A 19,292-nucleotide genomic window follows, 5' to 3' on the forward strand; every position below is an offset into this window, starting at 1 on the left:
ACAAAGACGGAAGCGATCAAAAGCGAGAACAGGTCGTTAGCCAAGCTGATTTGTGTCAAAAAAAGTGCTTCTTGGCAACCACTACAAACTTGAAAATAGAAGGTATCTCGTGCCTTAATCTCATACGGTTTCTTTTGTTGCAGGTCCAAACCTTCTCCTTGCTTGTCTCATGTCTCAACCTGCCGGCCCCTCACTGACGTCCGAAGAGGCAATTCATGCCTATTTCTCCACACCCTTCGATTTGTTAGATCGGTGTGCCCTTCTTTACCCCGACTGCTTTACCTTACGCCTCGGCACTTTCGGGACCGAACATCTGGGCGCCAACGGCGATTGGGTGTTTGTCTACGAGCCCACGCTTTTGGGCGAACTCTACCGCGCCAATACGGATGCGATCCGGGCCGGAGAGGCCAACCGTGTGCTGTTCGGGGAGGTTCTGCGCCCTCATTGCATCCTCGCCCTCGACGGTGAGGCCCACCAGCAGAGACGGCGGATCGTGATGGCAGGGCTCGGCAAGTCGCAGGTGGCCAGCGCAACGCAGCACGTGCGGGGCTTCGCGCAACAGCGCCTGGCGCGCCTGCCGCACGGCGAGCCGATTTCCCTGCTGCCGGTAATGCAGGAAATCGCGTTGGAAGCCAACCTCGCGGCCCTTTTCGGTTCCCCGAATGAGGCCTTGCGCCAGCGATACAGCGGCGCGATCGAAACTCAACAAGCGACGGCTACCGCCGAGTCCAGCAACCGGATGCTGGCTCATCTCAGCGCCCTGTTAAGGGAGGAAATCGCCCGACGGAGGCGGATGCCCATACGCCTCGACGAGCAGGCAAGCCTTTGCGAGCACTTGATGCACGCTACGGACCCTAGCGGCACGCCATTGAGCGACGACGACTTGCTTGACGAGCTGCTGCTGATCCTGATCGCCGGCTTTCATACCACAGCGGTCAGTCTGGCCTGGGCGGTCGCGTGGATCCTCTCCCACCCGGAGGTGCACGCCCGGCTGCGGCTGGAACTGGCTGCGGCTGGCTCCGAGGCGGAGACTTTGCCTTACCTGGCCGCAGTGGTGCAAGAGTCTCTGCGGCTCAGCCCCATCATGGTGACCGCAGGCGTGCGACTGGTGAAGGAGGACTTTGATTTAGGGCCTTACACGCTGGCCGCCGGCACAATGGTAGCCAACTGCCCCTACCTCCTGCATCGCCGCGAAGACCTCTTTCCCCAAGCCCGAACGTTTTTGCCAGACCGTTTTTTGGGTGGCAGCAGCAAAGCTTCAGGCTTTACGCCGTTTGGTGGAGGCAATCGTAAATGCGTCGGCACACTTTTCGCGATCCGCGAAATGGAGACGGTCCTGGCGACATTGTTTCGTCAGGTAAACATGGAACTCGCCAGCCCTGCCCTTGCCCCTATCCTGGAAGGCGTCTTCTATGCCCCTCAGGGTGGCCCTCAGGTTTACCTCAGCTCCTTCCAAGCATGATCACCGCTCGCATCGCTCATCTCTTCCCCGGTCAAGGTTCCCAGCAAAAGGGCATGGGGGCCGACTTGTTCGATGCCTTTCCCCGCGAGGTGGCCATTGCCGACGAGGTGCTCGGCTACTCGATCCGCGAGCTGTGCCTGGAGGACCCGCGCCGCGAACTGGGGCAGACGCAGTTTACGCAGCCTGCGCTCTTTGTCGTATCGGCGCTCAACTACCTGGCGCGTCGGGGCAAAGGCGAACCGGCCCCGGAAGTCGTAGCCGGGCATAGCCTGGGCGAATACACCGCCCTCTTTGCTGCAGATGTTTTCGACTTTCGCACGGGGGTCGAGCTGACCCAGCGGCGGGGGCGCCTGATGGCCGCTGCGAGCGGCGGCGGGATGGCCGCCATCGTGGGCCTCGATGCCGAACGAGTGCAGGCGATCTTGAGCGAGGAGGGGCTGGATGCGCTCGACCTCGCCAACCTGAATTCGCCTGACCAGGCGGTAATCTCAGGGCCGCGCGAAGCCATTGCCACGGCAGAAGCACCGTTTAGCCGGGCAGGGGCGCGCTACATCCCTCTGCGCGTCAGTGCTCCCTTTCACTCGCGTTACATGGAGCCGGCACGGTTGGAGTTTGCGGACTTCCTCGCCACAAAGGAATTGCGTGAGCCTCGGATCCCGGTAATCGCCAATCGCACCGCCCGCCCCTACGAGTCGGGCCAACTGGCGGAGACCTTGGCCGGGCAGATCACCGATCGCGTGCGCTGGACCGAGACGGTGCAGGTGCTGATGGGCTTGGGCGTGGAACAATTTGAAGAGGTCGGTCCGGGAAACGTGCTGACGGGGCTGGTCGGCAAGATCCGCCGCCACGCGCCGCCCATCGTATTGACGTCGCCTAAACCTGTCATCCGCCCCACCCCTTCCTCCGCTCTCGCGAGGGTAAACGGCCTGCAGCCCGAGCAACTGGGCAGTGCGGAATTTCGCAGCGCCTACGGCTGTCGCCTCGCCTACGTGGCGGGTGCAATGTATAAGGGAATTGCGTCGGTGGCGCTGGTTTCGCGGATGGCCCGGGCCGGCTTGCTCAGCTTCTTTGGGGCGGGCGGGGTCGACTTTTCGACGCTCGAACAGACCATCCAGACCTTGCAGCGCGACTTGGGCCCGAATCGCCCGTGGGGCGTCAACCTGATTTGCCACCCCGACCACCCGGCGCTGGAAGAGCAGACGGTCGACCTGCTTTTGCGGCATGGCGTGCGACGCGTAGAGGCGGCGGCGTTTTTCCAGATCACGCCTGCCCTTGCCCGCTACCGCCTGCAGGGAATCACACGCGGCGCAGACGGCAAGGTGGTCGTGCCCAACCGGGTGCTGGCCAAGGTTTCGCGACCGGAGGTGGCGGAAGCCTTTACCAGCCCCGTGCCGGAAAAGCTGCTGGAGCGCCTGCGAGCAAGCGGTGTCATTACGGCGGAGCAGGCGGAATTGGCCCGCCGCATCCCCGTGGCAGACGACTTGTGCGCCGAGGCAGACTCGGGAGGCCATACCGACATGGGATCGCCCTATGCGCTGCTTCCGGCCATCCAGGCGGTCCGCGACGCGGCAATGGCGCGCCACCGCTACCCGCAGGCGATCCGCGTAGGTGCAGCGGGCGGCATCGGCACTCCTCAGGCAGCCGCAGCGGCTTTTGTGCTGGGCGCCGATTTTGTACTGACCGGGTCGATCAATCAATGCACCCCGGAAGCCGGCACCAGCGACGCGGTAAAAGACCTGTTGCAGACCCTTAACGTGCAGGACACGGCGTATGCCCCGGCAGGCGACATGTTTGAGCTGGGCGCGAAGGTGCAGGTGGTGAAGAAGAGCCTGTTTTTCCCGGCGCGCGCCAACAAGCTGCACGACCTTTACCGCCATTACGACTCACTGGACGATCTGCCGCCCAAACTGCGCGAACAGATCCAGGAGCGCTTTTTCCGTCGCAGCTTCGACGAGGTGTGGGAGGAGACGCGTGCCTATTACGCCCGCAGTCGACCGGATGCGCTGACCCGGGCGGAGGCCAACCCGAAGCAAAAGATGGCGTTGATCTTCCGCTGGTATTTCATCCACAGCATGCGCCTCGCTCTGTGCGGCGACACCAGCCAACGGGTAGACTACCAGATCCACTGCGGCCCGGCGTTGGGGGCGTTTAACCAGTGGGCAAAAGGAACCGAGCTGGAGCACTGGAGGCAGCGCCATGTCGATGTGATTGGCCAGCGCCTGATGGAGGCTACCGCCGAGCTGCTGACTCAGCGCATGGCCTCATGGAGCCAGCCGCCCGCAACGCATTCCACCCCGCCGGAGTATCGCTAGGGGTTTAGGCTTATTTCGTTGACGTTGCAGTTGGTGATTGTGCGACTAAGCTGGCCGCTTCCTGCCATGCTTTCCGAGATCCTGACCAAGGCCCACGCGATGGACGATGCCACTTGGCGTCGCCATGCAAACCCCTGGAGCGTCTGGACGCGCTTTGCGATCCTGCCTGCACTCAGCCTGGCCATCTGGAGCCGCGTCTGGATCGGCGCCTGGTGCTGGGTGCCGATTGTGGTGCTGGTCCTATGGGTGTGGATCAATCCCCGGGCCTTTCCGCCGCCGCGCAGCACTCGCAGCTGGGCCTCCCGGGCTGTCCTGGGCGAACGTATCTGGACGGAATCGCCCCGCAATTCACTCGCGCCCCGGCATCGAATCGCCCCCTACGTGCTCTCGGTCGTCGCGAGCCTCGGTATGCCATACGTGGCGTGGGGGTTGTTTGCCCTCCACGAATGGAGCCTCATGCTAGGATTGGTCCTCGTAATCCTGGGCAAGCTCTGGTTCCTCGACCGGATGGTATGGCTCTATGAGGATTCGCAGCGCAACTCCTCGAATCGCTAACGCTGCTCGAAGCGTTTCTGCAGCGTAAGGCGGTGGATCTTGGCGTTGTGACGCACGTCCACCGGGAAGGGCTTGAAGAAGAAAACCTTGTGGATCATGCGCGTCTTCTCGTGGCTTGCGGCCCAGGCGAGCAGATCCGTCTCCAGCCGCTCTTGCAAAACGGGAGTCAGCTTGTCGTAAGGCTCGATCACGATGGCCGGGACCTGCAGAGGCCGCGCACCCAGGCCGATCAGGGCACTGCGGAAGACAAGCGGATGCTGGTTGAAGATGGCCTCGATGGGGTCCGTGTACAGCGTGCCGTGCTCGGTCTCCACCCGCTCAGCCATGCGCCCGCAGAACCACAGTCGCCCGTCGACGTCGCGGTAGCCGAGATCGCCCATGCGGTGCCAGATGCGCTGGCCATCCCGGATCTTCGCTGCGGCCGTCTTTTCGGGCAGGCGGTCGTAGCTCTCGGTTACGCTCGGGCCAGTCACGACTATTTCACCGATCTGCCCGGGACGCAGCACGCGCACGGTGGACCAGTCCGCCAGCGGTCCTTCGTGCAAATCAATAATGCGTGCCTCAACTTCCGGGAGCGGTCTGCCCACGCAAGTGCCCGCGCCGGTTGCCGTTTGCGTTGCCGTTTCTTCCAGCACCTCCGTGCCGCTGATGGATGCGACCGGCAGGCACTCAGTGGCTCCATAGGGGGTGTGAATTTCGCCATTGGGCAGGAAGCGCTTCAGCCGCTGGATCAGGCCGGGAGGGACAGGCGCACCCGCCATCAGAATACGGCGCAGGCTGGGCAGCGTATCACCGGTCTGCTCCAGATGCCGCACCACCTTGGTCCAGAGGGCAGGCGAACCGAACGAATTGGTGACCTGATCCTGTTGAATAGCCCGCACGATCACGGCCGGGTCGACCGTCGCGGGGCGGCTAGGATTCATCAGCGGCACGATCGTCGTCATGCCAAACGCTGGATTAAAAAGAGCAAAGACGGGCAGCATGGGCAGGTCGACCTCGCCGGGCTGGATCGCGTATTGCCGCCCGATCAACCGCACCTGCGCGTCGAACATGGCATGCGTGTAGCAGACCCCCTTGGCGGGGCCGGTCGAGCCGCTGGTGAAGAGGATCGCGGCCAGCTCATCGGGTCGGGCCTCGACCGGGTGGTAATCGGCTTGTCGTCCGGCTTGCTGTTGCACGTGCTTTTGAAAACTGCCGCCGACCGTCAAGCCGCGCTTCACGCTCTTGAAACTGCCGCGAAAGACCTGCCTTACGGCCTGCGCGAGCGGGATGCCGACGATTGCCTCGGGCTGGGTGTGGCGCACGCAGCGCAGGAAGTGTTTGAGCCCAAGGCCCGGGTCGATCACTACCGGGACCGCGCCGACCTTGAAGAGTGCGAAAGTGAGCTGGATCAGGTCCAGCCCCGGCTTGACCATCAACAGCGTGCGGGTGCCGCGCCGGATGCCACGCTGCTCAAGTAAATGGGCGACCGCGTTGCTCTCGCGCTCAAGCTCGGCGAAGCTGCGCTCCCGGTACCGGATGGTGCCGTCGCTCCCCTGCCCCAGTGGCACTTTTACCGCGCAATGCTCAGGCACCTGAGCAGCCATGCGGGGAAGAAAGCGAGCGACATTGGCAGAGGGAGCGGTCATGGAGAGAATCTTAGCAGAGGAGAATGAAGAAAAGGAAGCAGAAGCTGCACGAGGGTTGAGCTTGGACAGCGTTGACGGCTCCACTGCGTTCTGCCGCCTACTTTTTTCTCTCACGCCAGGCGGCGTCTTCCAACTCCCACTCGGCGAGCTTTTGCTGGATAAAGGCAATGACCGTTTCGTTGGCTTCCTTGCCGGTGCCTGTGACTTGCAGAGGCTCGCCGAAGGCCACGTGCACGGGCTTGCTGGCGTCGAAGGGCCCGAAGTCTTTGAGCTTGGTGCCGTTGCCCCAGGCGTCGGTCTTGACCGCAACCGGGATCACGGTGGCGCCAGCGCGCTTGGCCAGCTTGACCCCGATGCTATTGAATTCTGCGGGGTTGAAGTCGACCGTACGGGTCCGCTGCGGGAAGACGATCAGCGAACGCCCTCGTTTCAGGCGCTCCTCACCGCCTTCAAGCACGATCTTGAGGTCGTCCCGCGCATTTTCGCGGCCCACCACGATAGGGTCTCGTGAACGCATGACGGGGCCGAAGAGCGGGTAAGTCACCAGGCTCTTCTTCACCACGAAAGTCACCGGCTTGTGTGGGCCGATCAGGGAGCCGAGCATAAACGTCTCCGCCGTGCTCATATGGTTGCCGATAAACACAAGCGGACCCGGAAGATCCCGGAAGTGCTCGACACCTTCGATGTGGAGCGGTGCGCCACACTTCTCGAACTGACGGCAGACATACCAGGAGGCCTCGATCCAGCGCTCATCGCCATATTCCCCATGGCAGGCCAAATCCTTGGACCACTGCACGATGCGGAAGACACCCGCGTAGAAGGCGAGCGTGGGAAAGGGACGCGCCCACCAGCGGGGCTTGAGGTCGGCCGGCGAATGGTAGTCGCCAGTCGGGAAATCGCGGGTCGGAACGAGGGACATGCGCGGGCTACGACTGAGGAGCTTTGCGGTAGAGTTCGGGGTTCAACGAAGGATCGTTGTACATCTTGAACTGGTAGTAAACGCGGAAGCTGCGCTGCTTTTCGCGCACCTCGCGCACCAGCTCGCGCAAGGCCTGCCCCAGGTCGGCCTGCTGGCGGCGGATCACGGCGAGGCGGTGCGTGCACTTCTCGATGTGCTCGGGCGAAGCGTCAGATCGCTGCGTCTGCTCCTCCATATGGAATTCCTTGAGGGCCAGGATGGAAAGGCGGTCGCACATCATGCCGGGCGTTTCGGAGTTGAAGGGCACGCCCTCGGTCACCGGCTGGAGCACGTCGACAAAATGCTGGTCGATCTTCTCCATGAAGTCGTTGCGCTGCTGGTTGTAGCCATCGATGGCCCGCTTGGCCTTGTAGACGGCTTCGGCCCCGAGGTCGTCGCGACGAGCCACATCTTCCTCGTGCCAGAGCAGGAAGTTACGCAGGTGGTTTTGTTCCACCAGCGCGAGCAGCCCCTCCTGCAGGCTGGCCTGCGGTTTTTCTTCGTGCCATCGCACGGTCCGTTCCCGCTGCAGCTCCACGAGCGCATCCACGACTTTCGCTTGCATCCTCCCATGCGAAACGGCTTTCGGCGTAAAAGCCAGTCAAAAACGCTGGGTAAGGTGGCGTATGAACAGAGTCTTGACGCCATCAGTTCCATCCGGTGTGTATCAAGATTGTCCTAGTTGTCGAATGAAGATTTCCCAGAATCCCGCATATCCGGCTGCCGAAGCAACTCTCCCTTTGATTGTTGCTGCCGATCGGAACTACGTTACAGGTCTCGTCGTAACGGTCGTTTCAGCCATCCGCAACCTCGATCCAGGCTGGAAGTTGGACATTCGTGTGCTCGATTCGGGCATCGGCTCCGACTATCAGCAACAGCTTCAGAAAAGCCTCGCTCCCATTTTAGGCGACCGACATGCGTTAAGCTTCCATCCGATCTGCGGAGACTTGCTGTCAAGCTTCCCTATCACCAACACCTATTTGAGCCCTGCGGCTTACGCTCGGTTTCAGATCTCGGAACTGTTTCCTGATTTAAAGAAGGCGATCTACAGCGATACGGATATCATCATCAACAAAGATCTGGCCTCGGTTTTCAAGCAGGAGCTATCGACCTCGATTGCGGCTTGTGCCGATGTCCGCGGCACGCTTGGGAATACGAAAGACGCGCTCCTATACAACGATCTCGGTTTCAACGCTAAAGCTCCGTATTTTAATTCGGGCTTTCTCATACTCGACCTGGAGCGTATCAGGAGCCTGAAGACATCCGAACGGATCGCTCAGCTCTGCAGCCGTGCCGCATTTAACCCGCAGCAGGAAGACCAAACGATCCTGAACGTCGTTCATTACCAAGACTGGACAAAACTGGACCCGAGCTGGAACCGGCTTATCATTCTTTCCGAAAACCGTCCACGTATACCTTATCGGGAAGCGGTGAATTACCATGCTATCTTAAAGTTCAAGCCATGGTTTTACCACCGCAACGGTAGCTATGGCATCATTCAGCAGTTTTATCGCTATCTCGACATGACCGACTGGGAAAAACGCCATGTGGACGAAAAACGTTACAACGTGAATTTCACCCGGGGGGCCTACATGCGCCGCGCCATTCGGATGTGGGCGACCGAATACGTTTACCAGGCCTATGGGGCGATTTCTGGTAAACGCATTTTGCGCAGAGCTTAGTGGCGGTTCGAGCCATGAAGATACTGCATTTCATCGTCTCGCGCCATTTCGCGGGCTCGGAACAACTAGCGTTGACGCTGGCGCTCCAGCAGCAGGCATGGGGGCATGAGACGTGGATGGCGGGACGCGGCGGGGGTGAGCTGTCGGGAATCGTTGCGCAGTCGGGTCTACGCAATGCCCAAGTGAAGATTTCGCGTTTCTGGCCGCAATGGAATCTTCGACGGTTCGTGCGCGAGGTGGGTGTTGATATCGTCCACCTGCATTTAACTGGGGCGGTGAAGCTGGCCCCTTTTTTCTGCCAACTGGGAGTGCCGACGGTTGCCCACCTGCACATCCATAAAGACCATCCGGCTTATCATAAAGCCGTGCAGAGCGGGCATCTGATCAGCATTTCTCAGGCGACACATCGTTATTACCTTGAGGCAGGGCTGCCAGCAGAGCGCGTCCACCTCATCCCGAACGGCAGTGGTGCACATCTTGGCCCTTGGCGGCAACAGCCCAAAGAGGCACTACAGGTGGAGCTGAGGCAAGAGCTTGGGCTGCCCTTAGTTGGTCCGCTCTGGCTACATGCCGGGCGGCTAAGTGCAGCCAAGGGACAGGATTTGTCTATTGAAGCTTTGGCTAAGCTGGCTTCGCGCTGGCCTGATACTCGTCTTTTAATCGCGGGTGCGACAAATGCCTATCAGCAAGAGCTGGAAGCCTTGGCGCAAAGGTGGAAGGTCTCCGATCAAGTGCGCTTCCTTGGGTTTCGGCCCGATATACAGCGTCTGATGCGCGCGGCCGACCTGCTGTTGGTGCCATCGCGTCAGGAGCCGTTTGGATTGGTGGTAATTGAGGGTATGTTGCTCGGCACCCCTGTCGTAACTACTGGCGTAGGAGGCATTGCGGATATCTTGCGCGAACCCGGGATGGCTTCCGTCGTCTGCAGTGGAGATGCCGAAGATATGGCCGACACCATTGCCGCTCTTCAAGCGGACTGCGCTCGCCGCCAAACGATTGCTACCCAAGCCGAAAAGGTGGCGCTGGAGTATTTTTCCAGCGAAGCGATGACCCGGCAGGTCATGCAAGTATACGAGCAGACGCTACTAGAACATCATGCCTCTAAGCCGTAAGCCACCCCTACCGCTGCCGCTCCAGCTCAGCGAGTAGACAGGCGCGGGCGGCGTCGAGGTGGTCGACGCGTTGCCAGCAGAGGGCTTCGACTTCCTGCATGATTGCCGCCATATCGGGGATAAGGATCACGCGCATGCCAGCGGCGTGGGCCGCACGGACGCCGTTGGGGCTGTCTTCGACCGCGATGCAGGCTTCGGGCGGCAGCTTGAGCAATTCCGCCGCCTTGAGGTACGGCTCGGGATGCGGCTTGCCGTGCGCCACCTCATCGCCGCACACGAGCCCTTGGAAGTAGTCGAGCAGGCCGTTGGAGCCCAGCTTGTGCTCGGCCTCGAAGCGGTTGGTGGAGGTGCAGATCGCCAATGGGATGTCGAGGCTGGAAAGCCAGCGCAACATGCCTTCGGCCCCGGGCTTGAGCGGCACCGGTTCGTCGTGCAGCAGGCGGTGGTAAGTCTGGCGGGCTTCTTCGAAGTACGCTTCGGGGTCGAAGCCTTCTGGCGTCACCTCGTGCAGGCGCTGGCGGATGAGGGTCGCGTTTTGCCCAATGATGCTGTCGACAAAGTCCTCCGGCAGCGGGTAGTTGAGGGCTTTGGCGGCAAGGTGCCAGCTACGGAGGCTCGTCGGCTCGGTATCTACCAGGGTGCCGTCGAGGTCAAAGACGATGGCTTGCGGCTTCATCGCCTTTCACCATGCAGCGAACGGGCGGCGGTGCACGCCAAATCTACGGTGCGGATACCGCGATGAAGGTATCGAGGTTGTCCGCCAGATAAGACCAGGAGATAAAGCCGAAGCCGTTCACGCCCCAGTGGCGGCCCCAGCTATTGCGAAAAATGAAGACGGTGTCTTCCAGCTTGCCTGTTTCATTCTGGTAGCCGACGAGGGCGACGGCGTGGTGGCCTGGGCCGGGCGGCTGCGTGTCGATCAGCACGGCACGGCTCAGCCCGGCAGAGGCGGGCCATTTCGCTGACATCACAACGGGTTGGCCTTCCTGCAGGGCCTTCATCGCTGCGAGCATGGCGGCCTTGGGGTCTTCGGAGTTGCCCAGAAGCTTGTAATGCAGCTTTTGGCGCTGCCGGGCGTCGCGGAGCGCAGCGGCGTCGGGCTTGACGAGATCGGCCGAGCTGGCACCGACGGTAGTCGGCATACGCTCATAAGTGCAGATGCCATGCTGGCGGATCGTGCCGTAGATCTCGGAAAAGTTGAACCCGGCGTCGCGCGCGCCCAGCTCCTGCACCGCCTTGAAGGGGTCTTCATTACGGTCGAGATAGGCGTGGTAGAGCACGTAATCTTCCGATAACTGCAACTGCTGACCGGTTTTCTGGTAGTGCTGGAATTCCAGACAGGTAACGACGGCAAAGATCAAACAGGAGGGGCGCATGCCTTGATTTTCGAGCCCGTAGATCAGCTCGGCATACTTGGCGCGGTGGTCGACCTCTTTTGGCATCCCACGCGGGAATGCCTCCGCCCAGCCTTGCGAGACAGAGATCAGGGCTAAAATGGAGAGGGCGACCAAGCGGAGCGGCATGCCTCTTCTATCTTCGGTCAAACCGTCGCTTGCAATCGCTTTCAGCCGCAGAAATGAATTTTTAACCTCACCTCTTTCTGCAGATGCGGGAATCGCGTTGCATTGGAGCACAGGCGTGCAAGGTTGGTGGCATGGCAAAGCTCAGCGAAGTCCTCGCCTTTTGTGATCAACGCACCCGCCGACTCGAGATCCGCGATTTCCCGGGCGCTGAAAACGGTCTGCAGATCGAAAACAACGGCACTGTTACCAAGATCGGTGCCGCCGTCGACGGCGGGCTGGTTCCGATCCAGCGTGCCGCCGAACAGGGGGTCGATTTCCTGATCGTGCACCACGGGATGTTCTGGAGCGGGATCAAGAGCATCTCGGGCAAGCATTACCGCAAGATCAAGACGGCGTTCGACGCCAACCTCGCGCTCTACGGGAGCCATCTGCCTCTCGACGCGCACCCGGAAATCGGCAACAACGCCCTGCTGGCCAAAGATTTGGGGCTGGAGCCCGACGAGCGCTTCCTGCCGCACGAGGGTGAGCCGATCGGGCTGCTGGCGCGCTGCCCATATGACCGCAACGAGCTGGCGCGCCGGTTGCAGCAGCTCTTTCCGGGGCCGTTCAAGCAGATCCTCTACGGTAGTGAAAACCCGGGGCGCGTGGCGATCCTGACCGGAAGCGGACGCAGTGCCCTGCCCTACCTCAAGCAGCACGGCGTCGATACCTTGGTGACGGGTGAGCTGCGGCAGGAGCACTTCACCCTCGCACAGGAGGAGGGCTTCAACCTGTTGATCGGCGGCCACTACCACACCGAGACCTATGGCGTGCGCGCTCTCGCGGCCGAAGTGGCGGCCAAATTTGGGCTCGAATGGACCTTCATTGAGACGGAGTGCCCGCTCTGAGTTGACTTGCCAGCGGAGCCTCCAGCCGCTTAAGGTGCTCGCCATGAAGACCATCGCCATTGTCAACGGACCCAACCTGCACCGCCTCGGCCAACGCGAGCCGGGCGTCTACGGCGCAGGCACCCTGACCGATCTCGAGCGTCAACTGCGCTCCGAGGCCGAGGGGCTGGGCGTGGCGGTGCGCTTCTTCCAGAGCAATCACGAAGGCGCGCTGGTCGACCACTTGTGGGAACTGGCCGACGCGGGCGTAGCGGGCGTTGTCCTCAACCCTGCGGCCTACACTCACACTAGCGTGGCCCTGCGCGATGCGATCAAGGGCAGTGGCCTCAGGGTGATCGAGGTGCATATCTCCAACGTGCACCAGCGCGAGGAGTTTCGCCACCACTCCTACATCTCGGCGGTTGCAGCAGGCGTGATCTGCGGCCTGGGCCTGCAGGGTTACTCGCTCGCGCTACGCGCATTGGCGTAATAGATCCCCCAGGGGGGCGTTTAAGGCTCGCCCAATAAAAAAGACTGATGAGAGCGTGGAGGGGAAGCCCTCCGGCTCGATCAGCCTTGGTAGAGTCAATATGCTCGCGCGATCTAGCTCTCGATATCAGCCTGCGTTATGTCTTCCAGATCTCCCGGCAGGTCCGGCAAGTCGATGTCTTCGAATTCGTCATCGGTGCCGCTGGATGGACTCTGGACCTCCGTATCGTCTCCTCCTTCATTCCCGCCATCATCCGGGAGCAACGGATCCGAGAAGCTGGTATCAGGGTTGGTCTCGACCACAATATTACGGGACTGCTGCGCCTGGAATTGGATCTCCTGCCCGATGCTGTTCGGCGTATAGGTGAGCGTTACATTCAGCGGCCCGGGGTTATTGCCCTGCTGAGTAGGAGTAAAGAACCCCGATTGGCCGCCGGAAATGTTAACCGTCTGATTATTGCCCCCTTGGGTGATGGTCCCATAGGGCCCGACATTATAAGTCACTCCGCCAGTAAATACATGGATGGATAGAGATCCGATCCTGTTCTGGAGGGCATTTACTCGCGCCTCGAGAAGACGAGCAATATTCGAATCGAAGTTGGCCAGGATGGATGGCGTGAAGGACGTATTTCGCACCAAATTGCCCGGCTGGAGCTGCACCGGGTTGATGATCGGAGTTATGTAAATCGTCTGAAAAAGAGTACCCCGGACGCCTGCGGTGCCAAGTGGGGTGTGGATTTGGTAGGTGGAGTCCCCGCGGAGCTTTTTGACGTCGGAGATGACGCTACCGTTGTACAGCTTGATCTGAACATCGCTAGGGGTCGTCTCTTGGGCGGCTTTCAATGATGCCGCCTCGTCGACGGTCTCTTGACGATTACGAACGATCTCGATCGTCGTCTCAGGCCGCAGGGTGGCGACCGTGCCGGTCGAGAAGAGGATGACGCCGGTGCTGTCTTCACCGGTCTGGAGGACTTCGCCCTCGTAAAGTTGACGCGACCCATCCAGCTGACGCTCCTCGCCCTCGGGGTTGAGCAATATGTAATCGCCCGAGACTTTGAGAAGGCGAGCGATGGCCGGCTGATCGGCGGCCGCAAAAAGCCCGGAAACAAGCCAGGCGAACAGGAAAACAGGCAGGATTGAACGGTTAAATCTCATCGGCTGGGGACTTAATAGATTACCTGCAATTACAAACGATAGCAGCCGTCGCAGCAAGGCGAAAGCCTTGGTTTGCGCGTAAATCCATTGTAAGATTGCTCCGAATGTCGCATGTTGCGTAGTTTATCTCATGCAAGAGTCCGTCCGTCTTCAGAAATACCTTGCCGAACAAGGGGTTGCCTCCCGTCGCAATGCCGACCGCATGATCCTGGAAGGTCGAGTGGAAGTGGACGGCGAGGTGGCCGAACCAGGCACGAAGGTGATCCCCGGCAAGTCGGTGGTGAAACTCGATGGCCGCCGCGTGCTCGCCAAGCAACGCACCCACGTCACCTTGGCGCTGCACAAGCCCAAGGGCTACCTCTGCAGTCACCACGACCCTCACCACCAGCGCACGGTATTTGAACTGCTGCCTCTGCCCCTGCAAAAGGAGCGCCTGCTGATCGCCGGTCGCCTGGACTTGGAGAGCGAGGGCTTGTTGATCCTGACCAACGATGGCGACCTGGCCCAGCGCCTGACCCACCCAACCAATCGGGTGATCAAGCGCTACCGGGTGGAGCTCGACCGGACCTTCTCCGATGAGGACCGCGGTAAGCTGCTCAACGGCATCAGCTGGGAAGGGGAACGCCTCAAGGTAGAGCGGGTGATCACCAACACGGCGAAGGGCCCTGAAAGCGGCAAGCGGCTGGAGGTGCACCTCGATCACGGTAAAAAACGTGAAATTCGCCGTCTTTTTTATGCACTGGGCTACGATGTGCGCTATCTTCAACGGTTTCAGATCGGCCAGTACTCCCTCAAGGGCCTCAGCGCCGGTGCTTTCCAAGTGCTCGGTCGCAACGAAATTCGCCGTTTGTTGAGCTGAACGCCTCAGGGGAATAACCTACTTATTGAATCGCGATGATGGCAAAACGGCTCGCGCTCGCTGCAACCGTATTCCTTGGTATCGCCGGCTCGCTCCCCGGCGTCACCCTCTATATCGAACCCCGTACAGACAGCCCGGAGGTGATCGACGTCAGCCTGCCCAGCCGGCAGGTGCGCTTGACCGACGACTCTCCGCTCGACGTGCCGCGCGGTTGGGTGGGCGCCGTTTATGAAGGCCCCTGGTACGGATATATCAGCGCTACGACTCTAAATACGACGACAGGCATGCCCCGGCCCGGGACTCGAGTGCAACTGGAGCCCAACTCCCAGCTGCCCCCCATCGCTACGGTGCTGGAGGGCGATCAGGTTGAGGTGATCGACGGCAACCAGTGGTGGACACGCATCAAGCTGAGCAAGCCCGTTTACGTCTACTACCCCGCGCAGGAAGAGGCAGAGGCCCAGAAGGAAGGGCGCAAACTGGCGTTCTTCAGCCTCCCCTGGGGGAAAAAGGAAGAGCAGGCGCCCGCCCGTGAAGCCCGCCCGGAGCCGAAGAAAGTCACGATCATGGTCGATGGCGTGCAAAAGGAAGTCGCTCCCGGCCAGTCCATCGGCTACAACCCACGCGGGGTGGCGGAAGAGATTGCCGAAATGCGTGGTACTTCCAACGGCAGCGGCGCCCCGCGCAGCCCGGATGGCAGCGGCCCCAGCTTCAACCTCAACCCCAACCAGCCGGACGAGCCGCTGCTGGTCTATAATTCGCCCCTCAACGAGGAGCCCGCGCCGCAACCCGCTCCAGTGACGCCCCGCGCCACGCCTGCCCCGGTCGCATCCCCTACGCCCGCCAGCCCATCGCGTCAACAGGTGCAACCGGCGCGCGACGACTTTTTTGTGCTGCCTGCTTCGACCGTCGAGGAAGCGTCGGCCACCACACCAGCCCGCCCGCCCCGCGCTCAAGTGGTCGAGGTGACGGAGCCGGTGATGGACGAAAACAACACGACCCCGCCCCCGGCTTCGATCACTGCGCTGGATGCGCCTCCGCCCTCCGCCCCGCGTAGCACGACCCGGAGCAGCACCTTCCAGCCGCAGCAGCCACAACCGGCCACGGCTTCCCGCCCGGCGCCCGCAGCCCCCGCTCCGCAGCCCGTTACGCCGGTGGCTCAGCCCTCTCGCCAACCTCAGGCGGCTCCGGCCCCCGTCGCACAACCGGAGCCCCGCCCGGCGGCAGGCGAAGTCCAGCGCGTGCGCGAAATCCAGCCGCGAATTTTTGCCTCGCCTGCCCCGCAATCGGGCCCCATCGCGCGCAACCAAAAAGTGCGGGTCGCCCCGCCGGTGCCGGATCCCTACCCCGTCAACCGCGAAGAGCCCCGGCTCCAGCCGGCCACGGGCGAAATCCACGACACCTTCCATGGCAAGCTCGTCCCCAGCTCGCGCAAATGGTATGCCTTGCGCTACCCGAAGTATGCCTTCGAGCTGCAGAGCGAATCCGGAAAGCGCATCGCCTTTGTCGACATCTCGGGCGTGCTCATCCAGGGCACCGTTAATGAGTATACCAACCAGCCGGTGGAAGTCTATGGCCTGTGGGATACAACAGATGAGGAAGGTATTGTGATCCGGGCTCGCAACATGCGCTTGATGGCTCCATAGAAGTCTCAACTAAAGTTATCTTTCGTTTATTCGATTCTACTGAATAGTTCATGGCCCAACTGATCGACGGAAACGCCATCGCGGCACAAATTGTGGAAGAATTGACGGTAGAGGTCTCCGCCTTGCCTGCTGATAGCCGCCCCTGTGTGGTTTTTATCCGGGTGGGTGAAGACCCCGCCTCGGTCTTCTATGTCCGCAAAAAGGAAAAGACAGCTGCCCAGATCGGCATGACCAGCCGCGTGCAGGTCTACGAGCCCACGATCTCGGAAAAAGACCTGCTGGCCGAGATCGACCAGCTGAACGCCGATCCGGACGTCCATGGCATTCTGGTCCAAGCTCCCCTGCCCGCCCACATGGACGAGCGCACGGTCTTCAACCGCGTGAGCCCCGACAAGGACGTAGATGGCTTCAGCGTCGCGAACCTCGGGCGCCTCGTGCAGGAAGACCCGAACGCCTTCGTCGCCTGCACCCCTGCGGGCGTCGTGGAATTGCTGGCCCGCACCAATATCGAAACCCAGGGCAAGCACGTCGTTGTGCTCGGCCGCAGCCTGATCGTGGGCAAGCCCGCCGCCCTGTTGATGATGCGCAAGGGCCCGCTGGCGAACGCCACCGTGACCGTCTGCCATTCGCGCACCAACGACCTCCCGAGCATCACCCGCCAGGCGGACATTTTGATCGCCGCTATCGGCAAGGCGGAGTTTGTGACCGGCAACATGGTGAAGCCCGGCGCTACGGTGATCGATGTGGGGATCAACCGGGTCGAAGATGCGACCCAGAAGAAGGGCTACCGCATCGCTGGGGACGTGAATTTTGCCGAAGTGGAGCCCAAGGTGGCCGCCATCACTCCCGTGCCCGGCGGTGTCGGGCCGATGACGGTTGCCATGTTGATGCGCAACACTTACAAAGCGTTCCAACTCTCGAAGCGCGCCTGAAATACCTGAGCGATGAAGCCCCCGCTTGTCCTGGTCGTCGATGACCAACCGATCAACGTTCGCCTCCTTGAGCGCAAGCTCGATCGGGTGGGCATGCGGGTGCACTCTGCCTTCAGCGGCGTCGAGGCTCTGGAACAAGTCCGGCAGGAGCGGCCCGACGTGATCCTGCTCGACATCATGATGCCGATGATGGACGGCATCGAAGTGTGCCGACGGGTGAAAGAAGACCCGCAGACGCGCGATATCCCGGTTATCTTCATCACTGCCAAGACCTCCAAGGAGGGCAAACTCGAAGGCCTCAACGTAGGTGCGGCGGACTATATCACCAAACCGATCGACCTCGACGAGACGGTGGCGCGGATCAGCACACAGCTGCGCATCCAGGAGAATTACCGCCAGAATCTCGAGTTGAGCAATCGCTTGGCCGAATCGCGCCGGCACGCCGCCGTCGCGCATGTGACGGAGGGCATTGCCCACAACCTCAACAACCTGTTGGGCGTCGTGGTCGGCTACCTCGACCTGATGCGTGCGTCGCTCGACCACCGCGAACGTCTAGTGCGCACCAGCGACAAGCTGGACCAGGCCGTCAAACGCATGGTGGGGATCGTGCGCGAGCTGACGACGATCGCGGAGTTTGACCGGGTGCGAAAATCCGCCATTCCGGTCCCTGCCGTGCTCCACAACGCGATCCAGCGTTTCAAGGCCGAGTATCAGGTGCCGGAAGCCGTGGTGGTGGTCAACAACCCGGTGGGCGATCTCTCGATCGACACCAACCAGGAGATGCTCGAAGACATTATCGGGCGGCTGTTGATCAACGCCTACGAGAGCTACGCCGATGGCACCCCGCCTACCGAACGCGGCCTCTGGCTGGAGACGAGCACCGAAAAGGGTGAATTTTGCGAATACCTGCGCGTGGTGGTGAGCGACCATGGCATGGGCGTCAAGGAAAGCATGGCCGATACCGTGTTTGAGCCCTTCGTCTCGCGGCACCCAGCAGTGGGCCGCGGCATGGGCCTGACCATTGTCCGCCACGCGACCAACAGCCTTGGTGGCACGGTGAAGTTGGAAAAGCACCATGATGGGCAGGCTGGCACGCAAGCCGTCTTGCTGCACCCGATTCGCGATCCGCTGACCGATGAGTTCGATGTGCTGGCCAGCCAGCCCGACGATGCAAACGAGGCTTAACGCGCGATTTACGGCAGATTTGTTGCGTCCGTAGTTGCGGTCGTAGCCCAAAAGGCATTACCCCTTTGCGCATGGCGAAGATCGCTTTCATTGGGGCCGGACGCATGGCAAGTGCCATCGTAGCCGGGTTGTTGCGTCACCGCGTGGCCGCGCCGGAGCAGATCATCTGCACCAGCGCAGCCGACAATACCGGGCCGGAGTTGGCGGAAAAGACCGGCATCGGCTACACCGAGAGCCTCGACGAATTGTTTGGCGATGCCGATACCGTAGTTCTCGCCTGCAAGCCCCAGCAGCTGGGCCAGCTGCCAGACAATGTGGCTGAGCTGGGCCGTAAGCGCCTGATCATCTCGATCCTGGCCGGCACCCCCATTGCCAAGCTGCAAAGCGTCTTCCCCACCGCTCGCAACATCGTGCGTGCCATGCCCAACACCCCCGGCCAGATCGGCGCGGGCATTACCGCCTACGCGGCCAGCAGCGAGCTCGACCATGAAGACGACCAGATGGTAAAGAGCATCCTCGATGCGCTCGGCGAAACCGTGACGGTGACGGAAGACCAGATCGACGCGGTTACGGGCGTCAGCGGCAGCGGCCCGGCGTACGTTTTTGAATTTGTAGCCGCCCTGCGCGATGCGGGCGTGGCGGCAGGTCTCGACGCCGAGCTGAGCTACCGTCTGGCGCTGCAGACCGTGCGCGGGGCCGGCGAACTCCTCAATGTGGTGCCGGAGACCCCGGAAACGCATCGCAATTGGGTATCGTCACCCGGCGGCACGACCCTCGCGGGCCTCGCCGTGATGGAACAGGCTGGCTTTCGCGAGCTGATGAAGCGCACCGTGCTGGCCGCCAAGCATCGGGCGGAAGAACTGGCCCAGGGCTAGAGCGATTACAACCGTTACGACTTGCGGAGCAAAGGGACCGCCCCCAAGCTCCGCCT

The 19,292-nt window shown here is 61.5% G+C and carries 18 protein-coding genes; 12 read left to right on the forward strand and 6 right to left on the reverse strand.

All coding sequences use genetic code 11. The annotated features are described in order from the left end of the window. Positions 1–169 precede the first annotated feature (169 nt). From Q7P63_17785 to Q7P63_17795, 3 genes are all read left to right on the forward strand, one after another. Complete coding sequence (locus tag Q7P63_17785; GenBank protein ID MDP0501948.1) at positions 170–1,462, forward strand: cytochrome P450; 1,293 nt, start codon at positions 170–172, stop codon at positions 1,460–1,462. After that, entirely contained in the window at positions 1,459–3,774 is a 2,316-nt protein-coding gene (fabD, locus tag Q7P63_17790; GenBank protein ID MDP0501949.1) for an ACP S-malonyltransferase, read from the forward strand. Before Q7P63_17785 ends, fabD begins: the two co-directional genes overlap by 4 nt. Before the next feature lie 66 nt (positions 3,775–3,840). Then, a complete protein-coding gene (locus Q7P63_17795) occupies positions 3,841–4,329 on the forward strand; it encodes a hypothetical protein (GenBank protein ID MDP0501950.1) in 489 nt (162 codons plus the stop codon). Here the strand turns inward: Q7P63_17795 and Q7P63_17800 are convergent. The 3 genes from Q7P63_17800 to Q7P63_17810 all read right to left on the reverse strand — a co-directional run bounded on the left by Q7P63_17800 (position 4,326) and on the right by Q7P63_17810 (position 7,480). Beyond that, positions 4,326–5,957 carry a fatty acid CoA ligase family protein gene (locus Q7P63_17800; GenBank protein MDP0501951.1) on the reverse strand — a complete coding sequence of 544 codons (1,632 nt, stop codon included), beginning with the start codon at positions 5,955–5,957 and terminating at the stop codon, positions 4,326–4,328. The two genes, Q7P63_17795 and Q7P63_17800, sit on opposite strands and share 4 nt — an antisense overlap. 97 nt (positions 5,958–6,054) lie before the next feature. Further along, the gene (locus tag Q7P63_17805) at positions 6,055–6,876 is read right to left on the reverse strand and encodes a lysophospholipid acyltransferase family protein (protein MDP0501952.1); all 822 of its coding nucleotides are present in this window, start codon (positions 6,874–6,876) and stop codon (positions 6,055–6,057) included. A gap of 7 nt (positions 6,877–6,883) precedes the next feature. Next, positions 6,884–7,480 carry a DUF4254 domain-containing protein gene (locus Q7P63_17810; GenBank protein MDP0501953.1) on the reverse strand — a complete coding sequence of 199 codons (597 nt, stop codon included), beginning with the start codon at positions 7,478–7,480 and terminating at the stop codon, positions 6,884–6,886. Positions 7,481–7,604: 124 nt separating this feature from the next. On the opposite strand from Q7P63_17810, the gene Q7P63_17815 reads away from it, so the two are divergent. Continuing rightward, positions 7,605–8,597, forward strand: coding sequence for a glycosyltransferase family 8 protein (locus tag Q7P63_17815; protein MDP0501954.1), 993 nt, complete (start codon positions 7,605–7,607; stop codon positions 8,595–8,597). Between the two features lie 14 nt (positions 8,598–8,611). Then, positions 8,612–9,709 (forward strand): glycosyltransferase family 4 protein, encoded by a 1,098-nt coding sequence (locus Q7P63_17820; protein MDP0501955.1) that lies wholly within the window; start codon positions 8,612–8,614, stop codon positions 9,707–9,709. Positions 9,710–9,716: 7 nt separating this feature from the next. Here the strand turns inward: Q7P63_17820 and Q7P63_17825 are convergent, their stop codons facing one another. Both Q7P63_17825 and Q7P63_17830 read right to left on the reverse strand, forming a co-directional pair. Next, positions 9,717–10,385 carry an HAD family phosphatase gene (locus Q7P63_17825; GenBank protein ID MDP0501956.1) on the reverse strand — a complete coding sequence of 223 codons (669 nt, stop codon included), beginning with the start codon at positions 10,383–10,385 and terminating at the stop codon, positions 9,717–9,719. Positions 10,386–10,428: 43 nt separating this feature from the next. Continuing rightward, positions 10,429–11,232, reverse strand: coding sequence for a C1 family peptidase (locus Q7P63_17830; protein MDP0501957.1), 804 nt, complete (start codon positions 11,230–11,232; stop codon positions 10,429–10,431). Positions 11,233–11,363: 131 nt separating this feature from the next. On the opposite strand from Q7P63_17830, the gene Q7P63_17835 reads away from it, so the two are divergent. Further along, entirely contained in the window at positions 11,364–12,119 is a 756-nt protein-coding gene (locus Q7P63_17835) for a Nif3-like dinuclear metal center hexameric protein (protein ID MDP0501958.1), read from the forward strand. Positions 12,120–12,162: 43 nt separating this feature from the next. Beyond that, entirely contained in the window at positions 12,163–12,588 is a 426-nt protein-coding gene (gene aroQ, locus Q7P63_17840; protein ID MDP0501959.1) for a type II 3-dehydroquinate dehydratase, read from the forward strand. 113 nt (positions 12,589–12,701) lie between these two features. Here aroQ and Q7P63_17845 read toward each other — a convergent pair whose 3' ends face one another. Beyond that, positions 12,702–13,742, reverse strand: coding sequence for a FecR domain-containing protein (locus tag Q7P63_17845; protein MDP0501960.1), 1,041 nt, complete (start codon positions 13,740–13,742; stop codon positions 12,702–12,704). 130 nt (positions 13,743–13,872) lie between these two features. Between Q7P63_17845 and Q7P63_17850 the strand changes: the two genes are divergently transcribed. The 5 genes from Q7P63_17850 to proC all read left to right on the forward strand — a co-directional run bounded on the left by Q7P63_17850 (position 13,873) and on the right by proC (position 19,236). Beyond that, the gene (locus Q7P63_17850) at positions 13,873–14,601 is read left to right on the forward strand and encodes a pseudouridine synthase (protein MDP0501961.1); all 729 of its coding nucleotides are present in this window, start codon (positions 13,873–13,875) and stop codon (positions 14,599–14,601) included. Between the two features lie 35 nt (positions 14,602–14,636). Then, positions 14,637–16,244, forward strand: coding sequence for a hypothetical protein (locus Q7P63_17855; protein MDP0501962.1), 1,608 nt, complete (start codon positions 14,637–14,639; stop codon positions 16,242–16,244). A 50-nt stretch (positions 16,245–16,294) separates the two neighbouring features. Continuing rightward, entirely contained in the window at positions 16,295–17,176 is an 882-nt protein-coding gene (gene folD, locus Q7P63_17860; protein MDP0501963.1) for a bifunctional methylenetetrahydrofolate dehydrogenase/methenyltetrahydrofolate cyclohydrolase FolD, read from the forward strand. A 12-nt stretch (positions 17,177–17,188) separates the two neighbouring features. Beyond that, positions 17,189–18,361, forward strand: a complete 1,173-nt coding sequence (locus Q7P63_17865; protein MDP0501964.1) for a response regulator — start codon at positions 17,189–17,191, stop codon at positions 18,359–18,361. Between the two features lie 71 nt (positions 18,362–18,432). Beyond that, entirely contained in the window at positions 18,433–19,236 is an 804-nt protein-coding gene (gene proC / locus Q7P63_17870; protein MDP0501965.1) for a pyrroline-5-carboxylate reductase, read from the forward strand. The last annotated feature ends 56 nt before the right edge of the window (positions 19,237–19,292 follow it).

The sequence above is a fragment of the Verrucomicrobiota bacterium JB022 genome, from assembly GCA_030673845.1.
Lineage (GTDB): Bacteria > Verrucomicrobiota > Verrucomicrobiia > Opitutales > Oceanipulchritudinaceae > WOUP01.